Source organism: Pandoraea apista (assembly GCF_001465595.2).
In the GTDB taxonomy this organism is placed as follows: domain Bacteria; phylum Pseudomonadota; class Gammaproteobacteria; order Burkholderiales; family Burkholderiaceae; genus Pandoraea; species Pandoraea apista.
The window spans coordinates 4,382,648-4,400,315 of sequence record NZ_CP013481.2 but is presented as its reverse complement, the minus strand read 5'-3'; the positions used below and the strand labels follow the sequence as shown (position 1 = coordinate 4,400,315).

Annotated in this window: 17 protein-coding genes; all 17 read left to right on the top strand. The window is 65.2% G+C overall.

Translation table 11 applies throughout. From position 1 onward, the window contains the following. Positions 1–74 precede the first annotated feature (74 nt). Positions 75–1,574, top strand: a complete 1,500-nt coding sequence (locus AT395_RS19855) for a YfcC family protein (RefSeq protein WP_045852657.1) — start codon at positions 75–77, stop codon at positions 1,572–1,574. A gap of 58 nt (positions 1,575–1,632) precedes the next feature. Then, positions 1,633–2,853, top strand: a complete 1,221-nt coding sequence (locus AT395_RS19850) for a hypothetical protein (RefSeq protein WP_042114810.1) — start codon at positions 1,633–1,635, stop codon at positions 2,851–2,853. 44 nt (positions 2,854–2,897) lie between these two features. Next, positions 2,898–3,566 (top strand): NHL repeat-containing protein, encoded by a 669-nt coding sequence (locus tag AT395_RS19845; RefSeq protein ID WP_048628897.1) that lies wholly within the window; start codon positions 2,898–2,900, stop codon positions 3,564–3,566. 167 nt (positions 3,567–3,733) lie between these two features. Beyond that, positions 3,734–4,297: an alkyl hydroperoxide reductase subunit C gene (gene ahpC, locus AT395_RS19840; protein WP_010804507.1), complete on the top strand. Its 564-nt coding sequence runs from the start codon at positions 3,734–3,736 to the stop codon at positions 4,295–4,297. A gap of 189 nt (positions 4,298–4,486) precedes the next feature. Further along, positions 4,487–6,085 carry an alkyl hydroperoxide reductase subunit F gene (gene ahpF / locus AT395_RS19835; protein ID WP_048628898.1) on the top strand — a complete coding sequence of 533 codons (1,599 nt, stop codon included), beginning with the start codon at positions 4,487–4,489 and terminating at the stop codon, positions 6,083–6,085. Between the two features lie 305 nt (positions 6,086–6,390). Then, positions 6,391–8,037: a flagellar basal-body MS-ring/collar protein FliF gene (gene fliF, locus AT395_RS19830; RefSeq protein WP_048628899.1), complete on the top strand. Its 1,647-nt coding sequence runs from the start codon at positions 6,391–6,393 to the stop codon at positions 8,035–8,037. Next, a complete protein-coding gene (locus tag AT395_RS19825; RefSeq protein ID WP_042114813.1) occupies positions 8,021–9,040 on the top strand; it encodes a FliG C-terminal domain-containing protein in 1,020 nt (339 codons plus the stop codon). The genes fliF and AT395_RS19825 overlap by 17 nt, the downstream gene beginning before the upstream one ends. Continuing rightward, positions 9,037–9,762, top strand: a complete 726-nt coding sequence (locus tag AT395_RS19820; RefSeq protein WP_048628900.1) for a FliH/SctL family protein — start codon at positions 9,037–9,039, stop codon at positions 9,760–9,762. Before AT395_RS19825 ends, AT395_RS19820 begins: the two co-directional genes overlap by 4 nt. Further along, entirely contained in the window at positions 9,762–11,042 is a 1,281-nt protein-coding gene (locus tag AT395_RS19815; RefSeq protein ID WP_104928025.1) for a FliI/YscN family ATPase, read from the top strand. Before AT395_RS19820 ends, AT395_RS19815 begins: the two co-directional genes overlap by 1 nt. Then, on the top strand, positions 11,039–11,623 hold the full coding sequence (locus AT395_RS19810) for a hypothetical protein (RefSeq protein ID WP_107337779.1): 585 nt from the start codon (positions 11,039–11,041) through the stop codon (positions 11,621–11,623). Before AT395_RS19815 ends, AT395_RS19810 begins: the two co-directional genes overlap by 4 nt. Beyond that, positions 11,611–13,035 carry a flagellar filament capping protein FliD gene (gene fliD, locus AT395_RS19805; protein ID WP_048628903.1) on the top strand — a complete coding sequence of 475 codons (1,425 nt, stop codon included), beginning with the start codon at positions 11,611–11,613 and terminating at the stop codon, positions 13,033–13,035. Before AT395_RS19810 ends, fliD begins: the two co-directional genes overlap by 13 nt. 35 nt (positions 13,036–13,070) lie before the next feature. Beyond that, positions 13,071–13,448 carry a flagellar export chaperone FliS gene (gene fliS, locus AT395_RS19800; protein WP_048628904.1) on the top strand — a complete coding sequence of 126 codons (378 nt, stop codon included), beginning with the start codon at positions 13,071–13,073 and terminating at the stop codon, positions 13,446–13,448. Next, complete coding sequence (locus tag AT395_RS19795; protein WP_042114819.1) at positions 13,441–13,740, top strand: hypothetical protein; 300 nt, start codon at positions 13,441–13,443, stop codon at positions 13,738–13,740. Before fliS ends, AT395_RS19795 begins: the two co-directional genes overlap by 8 nt. After that, positions 13,730–14,989: a flagellar hook-length control protein FliK gene (locus AT395_RS19790; RefSeq protein WP_048628905.1), complete on the top strand. Its 1,260-nt coding sequence runs from the start codon at positions 13,730–13,732 to the stop codon at positions 14,987–14,989. The genes AT395_RS19795 and AT395_RS19790 overlap by 11 nt, the downstream gene beginning before the upstream one ends. After that, positions 14,986–15,891, top strand: a complete 906-nt coding sequence (locus tag AT395_RS19785; protein WP_072632880.1) for a FliA/WhiG family RNA polymerase sigma factor — start codon at positions 14,986–14,988, stop codon at positions 15,889–15,891. Before AT395_RS19790 ends, AT395_RS19785 begins: the two co-directional genes overlap by 4 nt. Continuing rightward, positions 15,888–16,760: a motility-associated protein gene (locus AT395_RS19780; protein WP_048628906.1), complete on the top strand. Its 873-nt coding sequence runs from the start codon at positions 15,888–15,890 to the stop codon at positions 16,758–16,760. The genes AT395_RS19785 and AT395_RS19780 overlap by 4 nt, the downstream gene beginning before the upstream one ends. Then, on the top strand, positions 16,757–17,650 hold the full coding sequence (locus tag AT395_RS19775) for an OmpA family protein (RefSeq protein WP_048628907.1): 894 nt from the start codon (positions 16,757–16,759) through the stop codon (positions 17,648–17,650). The genes AT395_RS19780 and AT395_RS19775 overlap by 4 nt, the downstream gene beginning before the upstream one ends. Positions 17,651–17,668 lie beyond the last annotated feature (18 nt).

The window sequence follows — 17,668 nt, the reverse complement described above, 5'->3', positions numbered from 1 at the left end:
CATCGGCCGACCCGGGGCAGGGCGCAGCGCAACGTCATTTCACAAACACAAAAGAGACAACAGGCAGGACTGACATGACAGCGCTTGCGCCGACGCCCGTCGACGGGCATTCCCATTCCGATCTTACGAACGCCTCTGCCGGGCATGGCGATGGCGAGCAGGGCAAGGCCGAGAAACCGCACGGCAAGATGTTGCACCCGGTCGTGATGATGCTCTGGGTGTTGATCATGGCCGTGGCCATGACCTGGTGGGTCGACGCCGGGCGCTTCGAGCGCGACGGCAAACTCGTGGTGCCGGGCACCTATCAGGTGGTGCCGAAGACGCACGACATCGGCTCTCTCGTTGCGCCGAAGGCCGCGCACAGCACACCCGAACAGGCTCAGCCGGCCAACGTAGTGTCGGCATTTCTTGCGGTACCCCAAGGGCTGGTGAAGAACGCGCCGCTCATCTTCATGGTGATGTTCGTAGGTGGCATGTTCGGCGTGATGCGCAAGACGGGGGCCATCGATGCGGGCATTGACCGGCTGCTGCAACTCACATCCGGCAACATGTACGTGCTCGCACCGCTGCTCATGGTGCTGATTGCGCTGGGCAGCACATTGCTCGGCTTCATTTCCGAGTACCTCGTTGTCATTCCCATGGTCATGGTGCTGACGCGCCGATTGGGATTGTCGAATCTGTTCGCGGTGGCGCTGGTGGCGATTGCGGCGAAGATCGGCTATATCGCTTCGGTGACCAATCCGCTGGCGTTGGCCGTGGCGCAACCGCTGGTCGGCTTGCCGCTGTTCTCCGGTATCGGTCTTCGTATCGCAGTGTTCGTGGTGTTTCTTGCGCTGGGCATCGCCTATTTTCTGTGGCACGTGTACCGCAGCGACTATCGTTTGGCCGAGGCGCGCGCGCAGATGGCGACGGTGGCGCATTTGCATGCGCGGCTGTCGCGCCGCCACAAAGCCACGCTGCTCGTACTGGCGCTGGCGGCGGTCATGCTGGTCTACGGCACGCGCGAACTGAAGTGGGGCAATCTGGAACTGTCGGCGTTCTACGTGTTAACCAGTCTGGTGACGGCCGTGGTCGGTCGCCTCGATTCGCGCACGGCGGCCGACGCGTTCGTGGAGGGACTCAAGGGCATGATGCTCGCCGGATTGCTGATCGGGCTGGCGGCGTCGGTGGAGATCATTCTGCACGGCAGCTACGTGCTCGACACGCTCATCAACGATTTCACGCTCAAGGTGCGCGGGCAATCGGCGGTGGCTGTCGCCAACGGTCTGATGGGCGTGCAAATGGCGCTGGACGTGTTCATTCCGTCGGTCTCGGGCAAGGCGGCGGTGAGCATGCCGATCATCGGACCGATTGCGCAGCTCTCGGGCGTGAGTCCGCAGACGTCGGTGCTGGCGTTTCTGCTGGGCGGCGGGCTGACGAACATGATCACGCCGACGTCCGGCATGTTGCTGGCATATCTCGCCACGGCGCGGGTGGGCTTCGGTCAGTGGCTGAAGTTCATTCTTCCCCTGTTCCTTGTATTGCTCGTGTTGTCCGGCGGCGCGCTGGCGTTCGCCGTGCTTAGCGGGTACTGATCGACCGGGCGACACTTTCGCGGCGGGGGCGGGGCACGCTACGCGGTAATATCGCGCGATGGACTCCCTCATCGCCGCTTCGGCCCGCGCGTTGGCTGCGGGCGACCCGCTGGGTGCGCTGCACCGTGTTGCGCTTCGCGACGATCCGCCCGCGCTCGCGTTGCGCGGGATCGCGATGGCGCAGCTTGGCGATTATCCGCGCTCGCGCGAACTGCTCAAGCGTGCCGCACGAGGCTTCGGACGTCATGAGGCGCTTGCCCGCGCACGATGCGTTGTCGCCGATGCGGAAGTCGCCCTCGCCATGCGCGATCTCGGCGGGACCTCACGCTCGCTGCAAGACGCTGCGGCCCTGCTCGCCGCGCACGACGACTTCCCCAACGCCATGCTCGCCCGGCTGCTTGTTGCACGCCGCTTGCTGCTCGTTGGCAAACTCGACGCCGCCGCGCAAGCGCTGCACGAGGCGCCGTTGCCCCATGTGCCCGCACGTCACGTTGCCGTTCACGCCCTGATCGCCGCGGAGCTGGCGCTGCGCACGCTGCGGATTGCCGACGCTCGCCGCGCGCTCGCACGCGCATCCGACGCGGCCACCGCCGCAGGGGTTCCCGCGCTCAGTGCCGAAATCGAAAACCTGAACGATTCGCTCGAACGTCCGGCCGCACGCCAATGGCACGCGGGCGGCGAGCGTGCGCTAACCCTCGCCGACGCGGTCGCACTGCTTCATTCCAATGCGTTGGTGATCGACGCCTGCCGTCGGGGCGTGAGCATCGGCAACACATGGCGCCCGCTGGCGAAGCGCCCGGTGCTGTTTGCGCTGGCCTTGCAACTGGCCCGCGCGTGGCCGGACGATGTCGACAGGGAAGCATTGATCGCGGAGGCGTTCCGGCTGCGCCATCCGGATGAGACACATCGCGCGCGGCTGCGTGTCGAAATCGGACGTCTGCGCGTGTTGCTCAAAGGCATTGCCGAGATCGACGCGACCCCGCGCGGCTTCGCCTTGCGCACCACTACCGCGACCGCCGTTACCGTGTTGTTGCCGCCCATCGACGGCGAACGTGCCTCGTTGATCGCCCTATTGGCCGATGGCGCGGCGTGGTCGACGTCTGCGTTGGCCATGGCCCTCGACGCCAGTCAGCGCACTGTGCAACGTGCCCTGGTCGAACTCGAATCGCAGGGCCGGGTACGGTCGATCGGCCGCGCACGGGCGCAACGCTGGATGGCGCCGCCGCTCACCGAATTCACGACGATTTTGTTACTCCCTGCGGGATGGTCGTTTGGCTAGAGTGGTCTTGCGCGCCTGCCAAGGCGTAACTACAGGAGACTGACATGACGAGCAAACCGCAACGAAGCCTTCGCACCGCCGCCGTGAGCGCGGCCGACATCGCCTGCGAATATGGTCCTTTCCCCGGAACCCCGAGCATCCACGGCGTGACCTTCGACGGCCGGCAAGTCTGGGCGGCCACGGGAGAAAAGCTGCTGGCCATCGACCCGGTCAGCGGCGATGTCCGCCGCGCCATCGACGCGCCAAGCGACGCCGGCACCACCTTCGACGGCACGTATCTCTATCAGATCGGTGAAGACCGCATCGACAAGATCGAGCCGTCGACCGGTCGCGTCGTGCATTCGATTCCCGCACCGGACAGCGGCAGCAATTCGGGACTGACATGGGCCGAAGGCAGTCTTTGGGTCGGACAATATCGCGACCGTCGCATCTTTCAAGTCGACCCGGCGACGGGGAAGGTGCTGCGCAGCATCGAATCCGACCGGTTCGTCACGGGTGTCACGTGGGTGGGCGACGAGCTTTGGCACGGCACCTGGGAGAACGACGAGAGCGAGTTGCGTCAGGTCGATCCGGCGCGCGGCGAAGTGCTCCAGCGCGTGCAGATGCCCGACGGTATTGGCGTGAGCGGTCTGGAGTACGACGGCCACGGCCTCTTCTACTGCGGTGGCGGCGCAAGCGGCAAGGTGCGAGCCGTGCGCTACCCGAAGGACTGACTCTCTCACCGAGGTGGCCGCTGGCGAGGTCATCGCCATAAGGTAGGAAGCAGGCTATCGGCGTCGATAGCCTGCTTCAATTGAATAGATTTTAATAATCAATTTCTATTAATCGATAGCGTTCGGCATACTGGCAACACTTTCCACCCAGTCAGAGAGACAACGACATGCCGATCATCAACACCCAGATCAAGCCGTTCAAAGCCAACGCTTATCAGAACGGCGACTTCATCACCGTGACCGACGAAACCCTGAAGGGCAAGTGGTCGGTGGTGGTGTTCTACCCGGCCGACTTCACGTTCGTGTGCCCGACCGAGCTTGGCGATCTGGCCGACCATTACGAAGAATTCAAGAAGCTGGGCGTCGAAATCTACAGTGTCTCGACGGATACCCACTTCACGCACAAGGCCTGGCACGACACGTCGGACACGATCCGCAAGATCCAGTACCCGATGGTTGCCGACCCGACGCTCGCGATCTCGCGCAACTTCGACGTGCTGATCGAAGAGGAAGGTCTGGCATTGCGCGGCACGTTCGTGATCAACCCGGAAGGCGAGATCAAGCTGTGCGAAATCCATGACAACGGCATCGGCCGCGACGCCAAGGAACTGCTGCGCAAGGTGCAGGCAGCGCAGTACATTGCCGCTCACCCGGGCGAAGTCTGCCCCGCCAAGTGGACGCCGGGCGCCGAAACGCTGAGCCCGTCGCTCGACCTGATCGGCAAGATCTAAGCGTCAAGCGCGATCACTGCAGCAAGCGCCGCTCCCGTCACAGAGCGGCGTCCCGCCGGCGCGGCGGCCCCCTAAACCCGCCGCGCCGGCACCCAATCCCGAATTCCCGACGCTTACCTGCGCCCGCCTCAGGCCGACGCGGTGGCCTGTGCTCGCCCTATCACCCCCCTATCGAGACGGATAAACGCCATGTTGGACGCGAACCTCAAAGCCCAGTTGCAAACGTACCTCCAGAAAGTCACGCGCCCGATCGAGATCGCCGTGTGGCTCGATGACAGTCCCAAGGCGGCCGAAATGAAGGCGCTGGTGGACGAGATCGCGCCGCTCTCGCCGCAGATCGCTGTGGTGGTGCGAAACGACCCCGATCAGGACGCCGGCGAGCGCCGTCCGTCGTTTGCCATCGGCACGCCGGGCGAGGCGCCGCGCATTCGTTTCGCCGGACTGCCCATGGGCCATGAGTTCACCTCGCTGGTGCTCGCGTTGCTGCAAGTCGGCGGACATCCGGTCAAGCTCGACGACGACACCATCGCGCAGATTCGCGCGCTCGACGGGGATTTCCGCTTCGAAACCTACATTTCGCTGTCGTGCCAGAACTGCCCGGAAGTCGTGCAGGCGCTGAACGTCATGGCGCTCATCAATCCGCGCATTCAACAAGTCACCATCGACGGCGCACTGTTCCAGAGTGAAGTCGAGGCGCGTCAGGTCATGGCGGTGCCGACGGTATTTCTCAACGGCGAGTCGTTTACGCAAGGCCGGACCAGCGTGAAGGAGTTGCTCGCGAAGCTCGACACGGGAGCCAGCGCACGGGCTGCGAAGGCGCTCGAGAACAAGCCCGTCTACGACATGCTGATCGTGGGCGGTGGCCCGGCGGGTGCTGCGGCTGCCATCTATGCAGCACGCAAGGGCATTGTGACGGGCGTGGTCGCCGAGCGTTTCGGCGGTCAGGTACTCGACACGATGGCCATCGAGAATTTCGTGTCGGTGACACATACCGAAGGGCCGAAGTTCGCCACGGCGCTCGAACAGCACGTCAAGACCTATGACGTCGACGTGATCGACACGCAACGCGCCGAAGCCCTGGTGCCGGGCAAGATCCACGAAGTGCATCTGGCCAGCGGCGCTGTGCTCAAGGCGCGTGCGGTGGTGCTGGCCACCGGTGCGCGCTGGCGCGAAATCGGGGTGCCGGGCGAGCGCGAATATCGCAACCGCGGCGTGGCGTACTGCCCGCACTGCGACGGCCCGCTGTTCAGGGGCAAGCGCGTCGCGGTCGTTGGCGGTGGCAATTCGGGCGTGGAAGCCGCCATCGATCTTGCCGGCATCGTCAAGGAAGTCACATTGATCGAATACGGCGCGCAACTGCGTGCAGACGAAGTGCTCCAGCGCAAGCTGCGCAGCCTGCCGAACGTGCGTGTGTTGACGAACGCGCAAACGACCGAGATTCATGGCGATGCCCAGAAGGTCAACGGCCTTGCCTACCGCGACCGTGTGTCTGGCGAGACGGCCACGATTGCCCTCGAAGGGGTGTTCGTGCAGATCGGTCTGGTGCCCAACACCGAATGGCTCAAGGACACGGTGGCGCTCTCGCGTCACGGCGAGATCGAAGTCGATGCCAAGGGCAAGACGTCGGTGCCGGGCGTGTTCGCCGCCGGCGATGTTACGACGGTGCCGTTCAAGCAGATCGTCATTGCCGTGGGCGAAGGTGCGAAGGCGTCGCTGGGCGCGTTCGAACACCTGATGCTCAGCTCGGTGGAAGACGAGGCGGCAACGCCGGAGAAGATCGCCGCTTGATCTTCGCGCACGCGGCCCCTGGCCGCACTTGCCTCGTAGCCAAGCCCTCACGCCTGACGCGCGTGAGGGCTTTTCTTTTTTCATTGTTTCGATTCGGGTTAATGGGAAAACGCATCAAATTTCCCGCCTAAGTACAGCCGATGCCCAAAGACTACGCAGATATTCGTTAATCGACCGATTCGTTGTCACCATGTGCTCCTTCAAATTGACACCCGACGCGTGAGTCTTATGCGTCACGCCTTAGACGAGCTCCCCGTATCGGACTGTATTCGGGACGCTCAGCAACAAGGCATGTGAATCGACATATGGGAATCGACAATATCTTTCGGGCGCTTGGCAGCGCTGGCACGCGATTGCGTGAGCAATGGCTGAAGTGGCGTGTGCAGCCTTCGGGTTTTGCCGGGCAACTGCGCAGCGCGTTGCCGCTTTTGGTCGCGGCCGGCGCGATTACCGCCGCCACGCTGGCCTGGTACTCGCACGACACGGGCTACGCGCCGCTTTTCGGCCAGAACCAGCGCATTCCGATCGCACAGGCCACCGGCGTACTCGAAGCGGAGCAGATCCCGTTTCGCATGCATCCGGACACCGGCGCGATCCTCGTGCCGCACGACCGGCTTGGCCGTGCACGTCTCGCGCTGGCCGCGAAGGGCGTGACGCCGGAGTTGCCGCCGGGACTGGAACTGGTCGATCGCGATGAGCGTCTGGGCGTGCGCCAGTTCGTGCAGGACGTGCGTTTTCGCCGTGGTCTGGAGGGAGAGCTGGCGCGCACGATCATGTCGATCGATGCGGTAGATGCCGTACGTGTGCACATTGCGCTTGCGCCGCAGTCGTCATTCGTCACCCATACCCGGGCGTCGGCCAGCGCGTCGGTGCTGATCTCGGTGCGACCGGGGCAAAAGCTCGCGCCGCAGCAGGTGAGCGCCATCGTCAAGCTCGTGGCCGGCAGTGTGAACGGGCTGGCGGCGGAGAACGTTTCCGTGCTCGATCAGCACGGCACACCGCTGAGCGCGAATCTCGATCTGGACGACGCCACATACGGTAACGCCGAAGCGCGCATCCGTTCGCGTGACGAAGCGCTTCGCAACGTGCGGGGGCTGCTCGACGGCATTCTCGGCGCCGATCGCTACCGTGCGAGCGTAAGCATCGATCTGGACGAAGATCTGGTGTCGAACACTACCGAGGCGCTCGGCGCCGATCCCCGTGTCATGCAGGAAGCCGTGCGGCAGGCGCGCGACGACGACGCGGTTGTGGGCGGGGTCCCGGGGGCAATGGCGAACCGGCCGGTCGACGCGGCGCCGGTACTCGGCGGCGAGGGCGGTGCGATGCGCACCACTTCGTCCACGCGACAGTTCGCTTACGACCGCTCGATCACACAGACCAAGCGTCACCGCCCACGCGTGCGTCAGATGCACGTGGCCGTCATGGTCGATTCTCAGGCTGCGCCCGGTGGCAATGGCTGGACCGCCGACACGATCGCCGAGTTGGAGCGTGCCTTGCGCGCGAGCGCGGGTATTCAAGTCGACCGTGGCGACACGCTGGTCGTGAGTGCGATGCCGTTCGTGGCGACCGATGGTGCAATGACCTTCGACTCGCCGGCCACCGCTGCTGCGGGCTTCGGGCTCACCGGCGCACAACGGCGATATGTCGCCATGGCTGTCGCTGCGGCGCTGTTGATTGCGTTGATCACCTGGGGGGCACTGGCCCGGCGTGCGCGCCGGCGAAAGGACGCGGCACGCGTTGCCGAGACCGACGCGATCGAGCGCAGCCGCCGCGACGCCGAGCGTGCGGCGCAGCAAGCGGCGCTGCCGGCGTTTGCCAACGACATGCCGCCCGCCTCGGACGCCTCGCTCGACACGAAGCTCGGACGCCTGACAACACTGGCCGACGGCGAACCCGAGCGCGTCGCCCAGATCATCAAACAATGGATCGGTTCGCATGCCTCTGCCCGCTGATAGTTCCACCCTGACCGAGATCAACGGCGTTGACCGCGCCGCCGTCCTGTTGCTTTGCATGGGCGAGAAGGCTGCCGCCGGGGTCATGGCGCAGCTCGCGCCCAACGAGCTTCTGCGCGTGGCGCACGCCATGTCGCGTGCCGGCGGCGTGAAGAAGCACGACGTGCATGCCATCGTCGATCAATTCCTCGAAGCCAGCGTGCAGCATGGCGGCGCGAATGCCGCCCCGCGTGCGTATCTGGAGCGCTCACTGGCTGCGGCGCTCGGAGAAGGCATTGCCAGCAATGTGCTCGACGGCATTTATGGCGATCGGATTCGTCCCAAGCTGGCGCGTCTCCAATGGGTCAGCGTGACGAGACTCGCCGACGTGCTTTCGCGCGAACATCACCGTATGCAGGCGTTGCTGCTGGCCTATCTGCCCGCCGATCTCGGCGGCCAATTGCTTCGCGCACTGCCAGAGTCGCAGCAGGAAGCGCTGCTACTGGAGACCGCGCAACTCAAACGCGTGGACCGCGAGCTGCTGGCTGACCTCGAAGTGATTGCCGATCGTTGTCTTGCGGGCTTGTCCGCCGAGAGCACCGATGTGCCCGGCACACGACTTGCGGCGCAGATCATGGGTCATGTGCCTGACGATCAGAAACGACTCATGGACGTACTGCGCGCGCACGACGCGTCGCTGGCGGAGTCCGTCGAGGCAAGTATGTACGGCTTCGACATCCTGGCCTATCAGGCGCCGGAAGTCATCGATCTGGCGGTCGCCGAGGTGCCGACCGAATTGTGGGCGGTCGCGCTCAAGGGAACCGACACGCGTATGCGGCAAGTTGTGCGCGAACGCATGTCGCGTCTTCAGGAAGATGCCCTCGCGCAGGCGATGCAGCGTCTGGGCGCCATGTCGGCGGCGCGTGTTGCCGCCGCGCGCGACGAAATCATGGTCATGCTGCGCACGCGAGCGCGCGAGGCCGATCTGGTTCTGCGTCTCGCCGACGGTGAGGTACTCGAATGAAGCCGCACCGGTTTGGCACGAAGTCCGACATTGCGGCCCAGCGCGGCTGGCTGCCGGTTCATCCGGATCTCGACACCTTGCGTGCACAGGCCTATGCGCAAGGCATGGCAGATGGCGCAGCGAACACACGCGAGGTTGTCTGGCAGGAAGCCTTCGATGCCGGACGTGTGCACGGCGAGCAAGCGGCCGAAGCACGCTTGCAGACATCTCATGCCGAGCACTTGCGCGACGAACTCGAGGCGCTGAAGCTGCCGCTCGAGGCACTGCATGCGGCCCGAGAACAAGTGCATTCCCGGCTCGCGGCCGCGGCCGTCGACGTGTTGAGCGACGTGGCGTCGCGCGCGGTGCGCGCCATCGTGCAGCGCGAGTTGCACACGGCACCTGCCGACATCGAGAGCATTGTTGCGCGGCTGCTCGCGCAGTTGGGAGGGCGCGACGATGCCGTGACCGTCTATGTCAGCCCCGCCGATGCCCGCGCGCTGTGCGCGCGTGTCGGCAGCGCATCGGCCCACGCGGATGGCCCGCGCCCGGGATGGCGCATCGAAGCCGATCCGTCGTTGGTTCGCGGAGATTGCCGCGTTGACGTCGACGGCCTCTGGTACGACGCGGGGTGCGAAGGCCGCGAAGCGGCAGCACAAGCGATCGCACGTCGGCATCTGAGCGAATGGGGGGAAGCAACGCGCGCCGCCTGCGCGCCGGCCGCGACCTCGGAGACATTGTGATGAACGACGAGATCGCACTCGCAACGCCGATGGCGTTCGTCACGCGGGCCACGGGCGCCGTGCTCGAGGCGCGTGGGCAACGTTTTTCGCTCGGGCAAGCCTGCCGTGTCGAGACCGCCGCAGGCCGGTGGACGGAGGCCGAGGTGGTCGGGTTCTCCAATGGCGCGTTGCAGCTACTGACTTACGCGTCGGTGGCGGATATCGTGCCCGGCGCCCGGGTGCTGCCCGGCACCGCGACACCTGCGCTGCGTATCGGGCTGTCGTGGCTCGGCCGCGTGATCGACGCCTTCGGTCAGCCGCTCGACGGGAAAGGGGCGTTGCGTGGCGATGCGCTGCTCGATACCCGATGTTCGCCGCCAGCACCGCTGGCGCGTCGTGCGATCGCCGAGCCACTGCCCGTGGGCGTGCGTGCCATCGACGGGTTGCTCAGTCTGGGCAAGGGGCAACGCGTGGGGTTGTTCGCCGGTAGCGGCGTGGGCAAGAGTGTGTTGCTGGGCATGATGACCCGGCATACCGATGCCCAGATTGTGGTGGTCGGCATGATCGGTGAACGCGGCCGCGAGGTCGGTGAATTTATTAACGCAACGCTGGGTCAGGCCGGGCTTGCGAAGGCCGTTGTGGTGGCCGCACCGGCCGATGCGCCGCCCGCGCAACGGATAAAGGCCACGGAGTTGTGTCACGCCGTTGCCGCCCATTTTCGCGACGCAGGGCACGACGTGCTGTTGCTCGTCGATTCGCTGACGCGCTATGCCATGGCATGCCGCGAGGTGGCGCTCTCGCTTGGTGAAGCGCCTGCCGCACGCGGTTATCCGGTGTCGGTGTTCGCCCGGTTGCCCCGTTTAGTCGAGTGCGCGGGGAATGGCGCGGGAACGGGCAGCCTCAGCGCGATCTACACCGTGCTGGCCGAAGGCGACGACCTGCAAGACCCGGTGGTGGACACCGCCCGCGCCGTCCTTGATGGTCACATCGTGCTGTCGCGCGAACTGGCCGACGCCGGACACTATCCCGCCATCGACGTCGGGGCATCGGTGAGCCGGTGCATGACGCAGGCGGTGGGCGCACGGCACGCCAATGCCGCGCGCGCGTTCAAAGCGCAGTGGCATGCCTATCAACAGATTCGCGAGTTGATGCCGCTCGGTGCCTATGTGCCGGGCGCTCACGCCGAGACCGACCGTGCCGTCTCCCGGCATCCGCTCATGCTCGACTTTCTGCGTCAGCGCGATGGCGAGGCGAACACACCGCATCGCCTGTGCGAACGGCTGGAGGCGTTATGCCGATGACCCCGCGAACACCGCGCGCGCTTCAGGCGTTGCTCTCGATCCGGGATCGTGAACTCGAGGCCGCGCAACACGACGGCCGGCGCTTGGCCGAACAGCATGGGCGGCTCGCGCGAAACGTCGAGCAGCTTACCCGGCTGTATCGCGCAGTGGCGATCGGTGGCGCACGCGCGAATGCCTACAGTTTTCAGAATCGCGCCGACTACAAATGCACGCTCGTGCAGATGATCGAGACGCAGCAGGCGCCGATGGCGCAGTTGGCACGCTGGCAGGCGGTCTCGGCACAGGCCGTGCGCGACGCGCAGCGCCGGCGCGAGGGCGTGGCAACGCTGGCTGCCCGTCACGAGGCGGCAGCGAAGCAGGTCCGACTCCGGCAGGAAGGGCAGGAACAAGTCGCTCAGGCGTTAGCCGTCTGGCAAAGAAGCGCACCGGCAAGCGAGCAGCGTGCAGATACGCACGACATTGAGGAAATCGCCCCGGGCGCGCGCGTTGACAAAGTGCGCCCCGCGGTCGCTTGGGTTGGGAAAACGCATTTCGCGTCCCGTACATCACCCGAACCAGGAGCTTCGCCATGCTGCAAGTGAAAAACCGTATCGACGATATGGCCGCCGAAATCGCCCAGAGAAAGATGGGAGCGGAGTTCGGTCGTCTGGGTAAGGACAAGGCCGGTGCTGAAGCTCGTCAGAAGGGTGTGGAGACGCTCAAGGACGTTCTCGGCAATTTCGAGAAGCAACTCCGGCGTATCGGCGACAGCGCAGACCTGCATCAGCACAAGGCAACGCAGTCGAGCGATTCGGCGTTCTCCGTCAAGCTCGACAAGGGCTCGCAACAACTCGATTTCGACGTGCACGTTGAGCAACTCGCGGCCGTTCATCAGGTGCAGATCATGAACGTGGAGGCGCTCGCCGACGGCAAGGTGAAGATCAACGGGCGCGCAGACTCAATCGCGTTGAACACCTCAGGCCTTGATTTGACGACGGCCGAGGGGGTTCGCGAGCTTGCCAGACGAATCAACGCCAATCCGGATTTGAAGGACGTGGTTCGCGCCGACCTGCGGCATGTGCCCGGGCAGCCGACACCATATTTGCTGCTGAGCGCGACGAAATCCGGTGCCGGTGCGAAGTTCGATTTGCAGGCGTCGACAGGCAACGCTCTCGCGGGGAGCGACGCGACGGTGCTTGCACAAGGGCAGAACGCCATCGTGCGGATCGGCAACCAGGGAACCCCCGAGTTTTACCCAAGCAATGAAGTCACGCTCTTCACTGGCGTAACGCTCTCGCTGAAGAAGGCCAATGCCGCAGGCGAGACTACGCGCGTGTCGGTCACACCCGACATGGACGGCACGGCCACCAACATGCGTGCCCTCGTGCAAGCGTACGACGCGGTGCGCAAGCAACTGCGCGACCTGATGGACCCCGGCACGCCGGGCGCATCGATGTCGCCCGACGGCGACGACAAGGGCGACGTCAAACCGGCCGGAGCGTTCTATGCCGACGCCGGCGTGCGCGCGCTGTTGCGCGATCTCGAACGCAATTTCGAGCGGCCCGTGACGATCGACGGCAAGACGTTCGACCCGACCCAGTTCGGCGTGAAGCGAAATGCCGACGGTTCGGTCACGTTCGATCAAAAGCGCTTTGAAGCCGCGTATGCCGGCGACAAGGCGCTGCTGACCCAGTGGTTCGGCGAGAGCGCGGATGTGATGAAGCGCGACACCCGCATCGATCTGGACAAACAACCGGCCGGCATGCGTCTTGCCGTGCGGATTCGCGAGTGGACCGACGAGATCACCGGCGTACTCAAGCACCGCACGGACACCGACGAAGTCACCACGCAGCGGCTCGCTGCCAAAGAAGACAAGCTCAAAGCCCGTTTTCTGGCGCTCGTGGCGCGCTATACCAATGAACTGGCTCGCGCCGAGCAGGTTCAGCAACAAATGAAAGAGACACGCGGTTTTGTCGACGCGCTCTTTCGTGGATCGCGCAAGTCGGGCGATTGACGCGCGACGCCATCCTTTAGGGAGTCCACCCGATCATGACTTACCAGCAATACCGTACCTCCGACCTCGATGCGCGCATCGCAGGGGCAACGCCCTTGCAACTTATGCTGATCCTTCTGGAAGGGCTGCTCGACGAGTTGGCCCGCGTGCGTGGACATATCGAACACTCACGCCACGATGCGCGCCTGCGCAGCGTGACCAAATGCCTGAACCTGGTCAACGGGCTGGCATCGCATATCGATGTGGCCGATGGGCCCGGGGTCACGCAGCCCCTCACTGCGGTGTATGACTTCTGCATGCGTGGCATTGCACAGGCCAGCGTGGAACTCGACCTCGCCAAGCTCGACGAGGTCGTGGCGGTCGTCGCACAACTCACGCAGGGTTGGCGGGCGCTGGAGACGCGGCGTGGCTGACGTGGCGACCTTCCGGGCGCTGGCGCGAGATTTGCGACGGCATTCCGCCGCCCGCGAGTGGGACTTGCTGCAAGCGACCGACGCCCTGTTTCGCCGGGCGTGGCGCTATGCGCCTGCCCCCGACGCCCGCGAGGCTTTGCTCGCACAGGCTATGGCGGATGCGCGTATCGCGCACGAGCAGGCCTATGCCCTCAGCCAGCGAGCCACGTCGGAGGCGCGCAGACATCTGGCCGGACTGGGGCATTGGCGCGACGGCGCGCTCGGCTATCTGAGGATGCACGATGATCGTTGATTTCACACGTCTCATGAAACCCGGCAACGCTGACGCATTCGCACCGGTGGCAGAAGGAATGCCGACCGACACGCTGGCGCAGACGCTGCTGTCCGTTGGGGTTCCAGGGACTCCCGTCGCTCGCGGCATGGAAGCAGCGCCGGGTGATTTCGCCGCGACACTCGATCGCTCGACGGCGCAGGCGCTCGATCTGCTTTGGAAAGAGAGTGACGCCGAGGCGTTGCAAGGCGCGCTTGTGCATACGCCGGGGACGGAGACGTTGGCACGACCCGACGTGGGCTCACCTGCCGGCATGCCAGTGCTAGCCATTGTGCCGGGCGCGCCTGCCATGCCGGACGGCGCGGACTCGCTGGTGACGGGCGACACCGTGTCGATGCCACGCGACATTCCCGTCACGCGGGCGGCCGATACCTCCGTCGCCGACAATTCGGCGCGTGTCGCACCCGGCACACCTGCGTCGACCAACGAATCGCTGCGCGATGCGGTAACGCCCCATATCGAGACGTTGCTGGCGGCACATGAGCATCGGATGCGTGGCGCGCTCGGAAGGCATACGCCAGCCGGGCCGAATCCGTCGAACGAAGGCACCACCGGTGCGTTGGCGTCTGCTGGAGGTGTCGCGGTGGTGCGTGCCGCTGCCGTCTCGTTGCCTCTCGGTCCGGCAGGCCCGTCGATGGCGGTGCTGACAACGGCTACCGACCCGGCAATGCTGGCCGCAGCCCCTATCGACAGCGGTAGTGCACAAGCGCTCCGTGGAGCGTTTCCCCCTGCGACCTTCGGCAACGCCGTTACGGGCGAGCTGTCTGCCGCTGCGACATCGGGCGGCTATCTGAGCGCCAATGTAGCGGCTGGCGATGCGACGACTGTGGCCCGCACGCTGTCCGAACGGGTTCATGCCATGACGGAAAAGGGTGTCCACGAAGCGCGCCTGCGCCTGACGCCGGCCGAGTTGGGGGACATCGCCATCGTGGTTCGCAAGTCGCCCATGCAACTCAGCGTGAGCTTGCAGGTGGCGCGCCCCGAGGCGTTGAGCCTTGTGCAAGGCACTGCGGCGTTGCTGCGCGACATGCTCTCGCAACGTCACGCGGGAGAGGTGCAGGTGAGCGTTGCAGGCATGCCGTCAGATGGCGGCGACGGGGGGGCGGGCCACGCGCGCGAGCGGCATTCGGGTGACGAACAGTCCGGTGACGAAGGCCCGGGGCTCGCGCTGGGCGAAGCGGCACGCGAGCGTAAGGCGTTCCGATTATGAACACACTCCTGTACGGCCCTGTCGTGCAACGACGGGGCGAAAAGCGCGGTAGCGCGCGCGTGGCGACGCCCGGGCAGGAACCGGACGCCTTGACGTCGTCTCCCGGTACGCCTTCCCCCGGACAGCCGAAGGGGCCGTCGTCGCACGGATGGCAGGCGATGCCCGTGGCGGAGGAGCAGGCGCATGTCTTGCGTCTGATGCCGGTGATTTCGCGCATCGTGCGTTCGCTCAACCCGCAGATCAGCGTTGCGATTGCGCAGGAAGACATGACGCAGATCGCGCTGATTGCCGCGCTCGACGCCATTCGGCGCTACGGGCCGCCCGACGAACGTTTTACCGCTTATGCGGCAACCCGCATTCGCGGGGCCGTGCTGGATGAACTTCGGCGGCTCGACTGGCGGCCGCGCACATTACGTCAGTCGTCGCACCGTCGGCGCGATGCCGAACGGGAACTGACGCGCACCCTCGGTCGCGCACCGACCCGCGAGGAACTGAGTGCACACGCCGGCATGGACGGCGCCACGCTCGACGCGGCCGAGATGGCCGGCTACGCGGAGAGTATCGCGAGCTTCGACCAGTTGCTGGCCGACGGAGGATTGGCGGCCAACGAGGCGCTTGTCGAACGGCGAAGCCCCGAGTATCTGGTCTCCATGCGGCAGCGCCTGACACGCGCGCTCGATGCGCTCGACGAACGAGAGCAACGCGTCGTGCAGCTTTATTACGAGTTCGACATGAATCTCGAAGAGATCGGCGAAGTGCTGGGGCTGACCCGCGCCCGCATCTGCCAGATCCATCAGGCGGCGCTCGGAAAGATGAAGCTCGCCTTGCAGGACGCAGGGCGAGGCAGCGCACGCGCTGCAAGTGCACCACTATCGAAATGTGAGACGAGGCAAAGGAAATGAAACTGTTGATGCTTGGGGCTGCCGTGATCGCCGGCAGCGTGTTCGGTATGTTCTGGCTCAATGGCGGCCAGTTCGAGACCGTCTTTCATTTGAACGAACTCGTGTTGGTGGTCGGTACCGCTCTGGGGGCGTTTCTGGTGGGCAACACGGCGCGCGTGCTGGGCGATTTGCGTGCCGTTGTGGCGGCGGCAATGCGCCGCCGCCGTCATGGAGATGCGTTTGAGCAGGAGTTGCTCACGCTCACCTTTTCGCTGCTGCAAACGTCGTCTCGCGAGGGCGTTCGTGCGCTCGACGCGCATCTGGACGACCCGTCGCGCAGCGCCATTTTTCAGCGTAGCCGCCACGTGCTGGCCAATGCGAAGCTGGTCGATTTTACAGTCGATGCCCTGCGTGTCGCGGCACTGAGCAAGGGGTCGCGCAGTGAACTCGACGGCCTGCTGGCGATGGAAATCGAGAGCCGTGAGCGCCGCATGATGCAGCCGGTGCAGGCACTGCACAAGCTGGGGGAATCGATGCCGGGCTTCGGCATTATCGCGGCGGTCCTCGGTCTGGTGCTCGCGATGTACGACATTGGCGCGGGTGCGGCGACGGCCACGATTACGCGTCAGGTGGCCGTGGCGATGGTCGGCACGTTCTTTGGTGTTTTCGCCTGCTACGCAGTGATTGGGCCGCTGGCCAACCGCCTGTCGCAATCCGTCGCGGTGGAGATGACCGGGTACGAGTGCGTGCACGCTGCACTGATCGCGTTCCTGAGCGGCAAGACACCGCTACTCTCGGCCGACGCCGGCCGTCGCATGCTGCAATACGGTGCGCTGCCCAGCTTCAGCGCGCTCGAAGGCTGGGTGCGCAACGTTGAGGACGTGCGATGAGCACGCGTCGCGCACGGGCCGCACACGAGGAGCAAAGCGGCGCCTGGAAGGTGGCCTTTGCCGATCTGTGCCTGGTGCTCATGTGCCTGTTCGTCGTGATGTGGATGCTTGAGCGGCGCGTCTTTGAAACGGCGGCGGTATCGGATTCACAGTCGGCCAGCACGCCGCAGCCCTCGTGGACGTCGCCGTCGTCTGCCAGTGCCTCGCCATCTGACGCCCGGCATGCGCAGAGCTCATCGTCGGACGGGCTCCCGCACGGGCAGTTCGAGTCGCCGGCGGATCTGGCTCGTCTGGCTGCCGCCGTGCAGCAACTTGGCGAACTGGCGAAGCTCTCCGATCACGTGAGTACGACCATCACGCCGGACGGCTTGCGCGTGCGGCTGGCCGACTCCGATGAGCGCGGCATGTTCGAACGAGGCAGTGCAACGCCTTCGCCGGGCGCTCGCGTGCTCCTGACGCGTATCGGCGGGCTGCTGGCAGGTGTCGAAAACTCGCTGATGATCGTGGGCCATACCGACGCAGTGCGATATCGCACGACGGCGGCCGACGGCTATACGAACTGGCACCTGTCGTCGGAGCGCGCACTCGCGGCGCGCACCGCCCTTGTCGCCGGAGGGTTGGCACTCGATCGGGTGTTGATGGCGGTCGGCATGGCGGACCATGCGCCGTTGCTGGTGCACGACCCGGTTGCGGCGGCCAACCGGCGTATCGAATTCGTGGTGCTTACGAAGACGCGGGCGACGCAACTGTCCCAGATGTTCGGTGCACCGCAGGTCGGCGAGATGGTGCTTTCCGGGGAGAACACGGCGTCGGATGCGGCGGCGATCGCCACGCTGCCGGAGCGTTTAACAAATGATGGCGAACCGTCGCCTGATTCGAGTGAACCGTAATTTCCAAGGACACCTCTC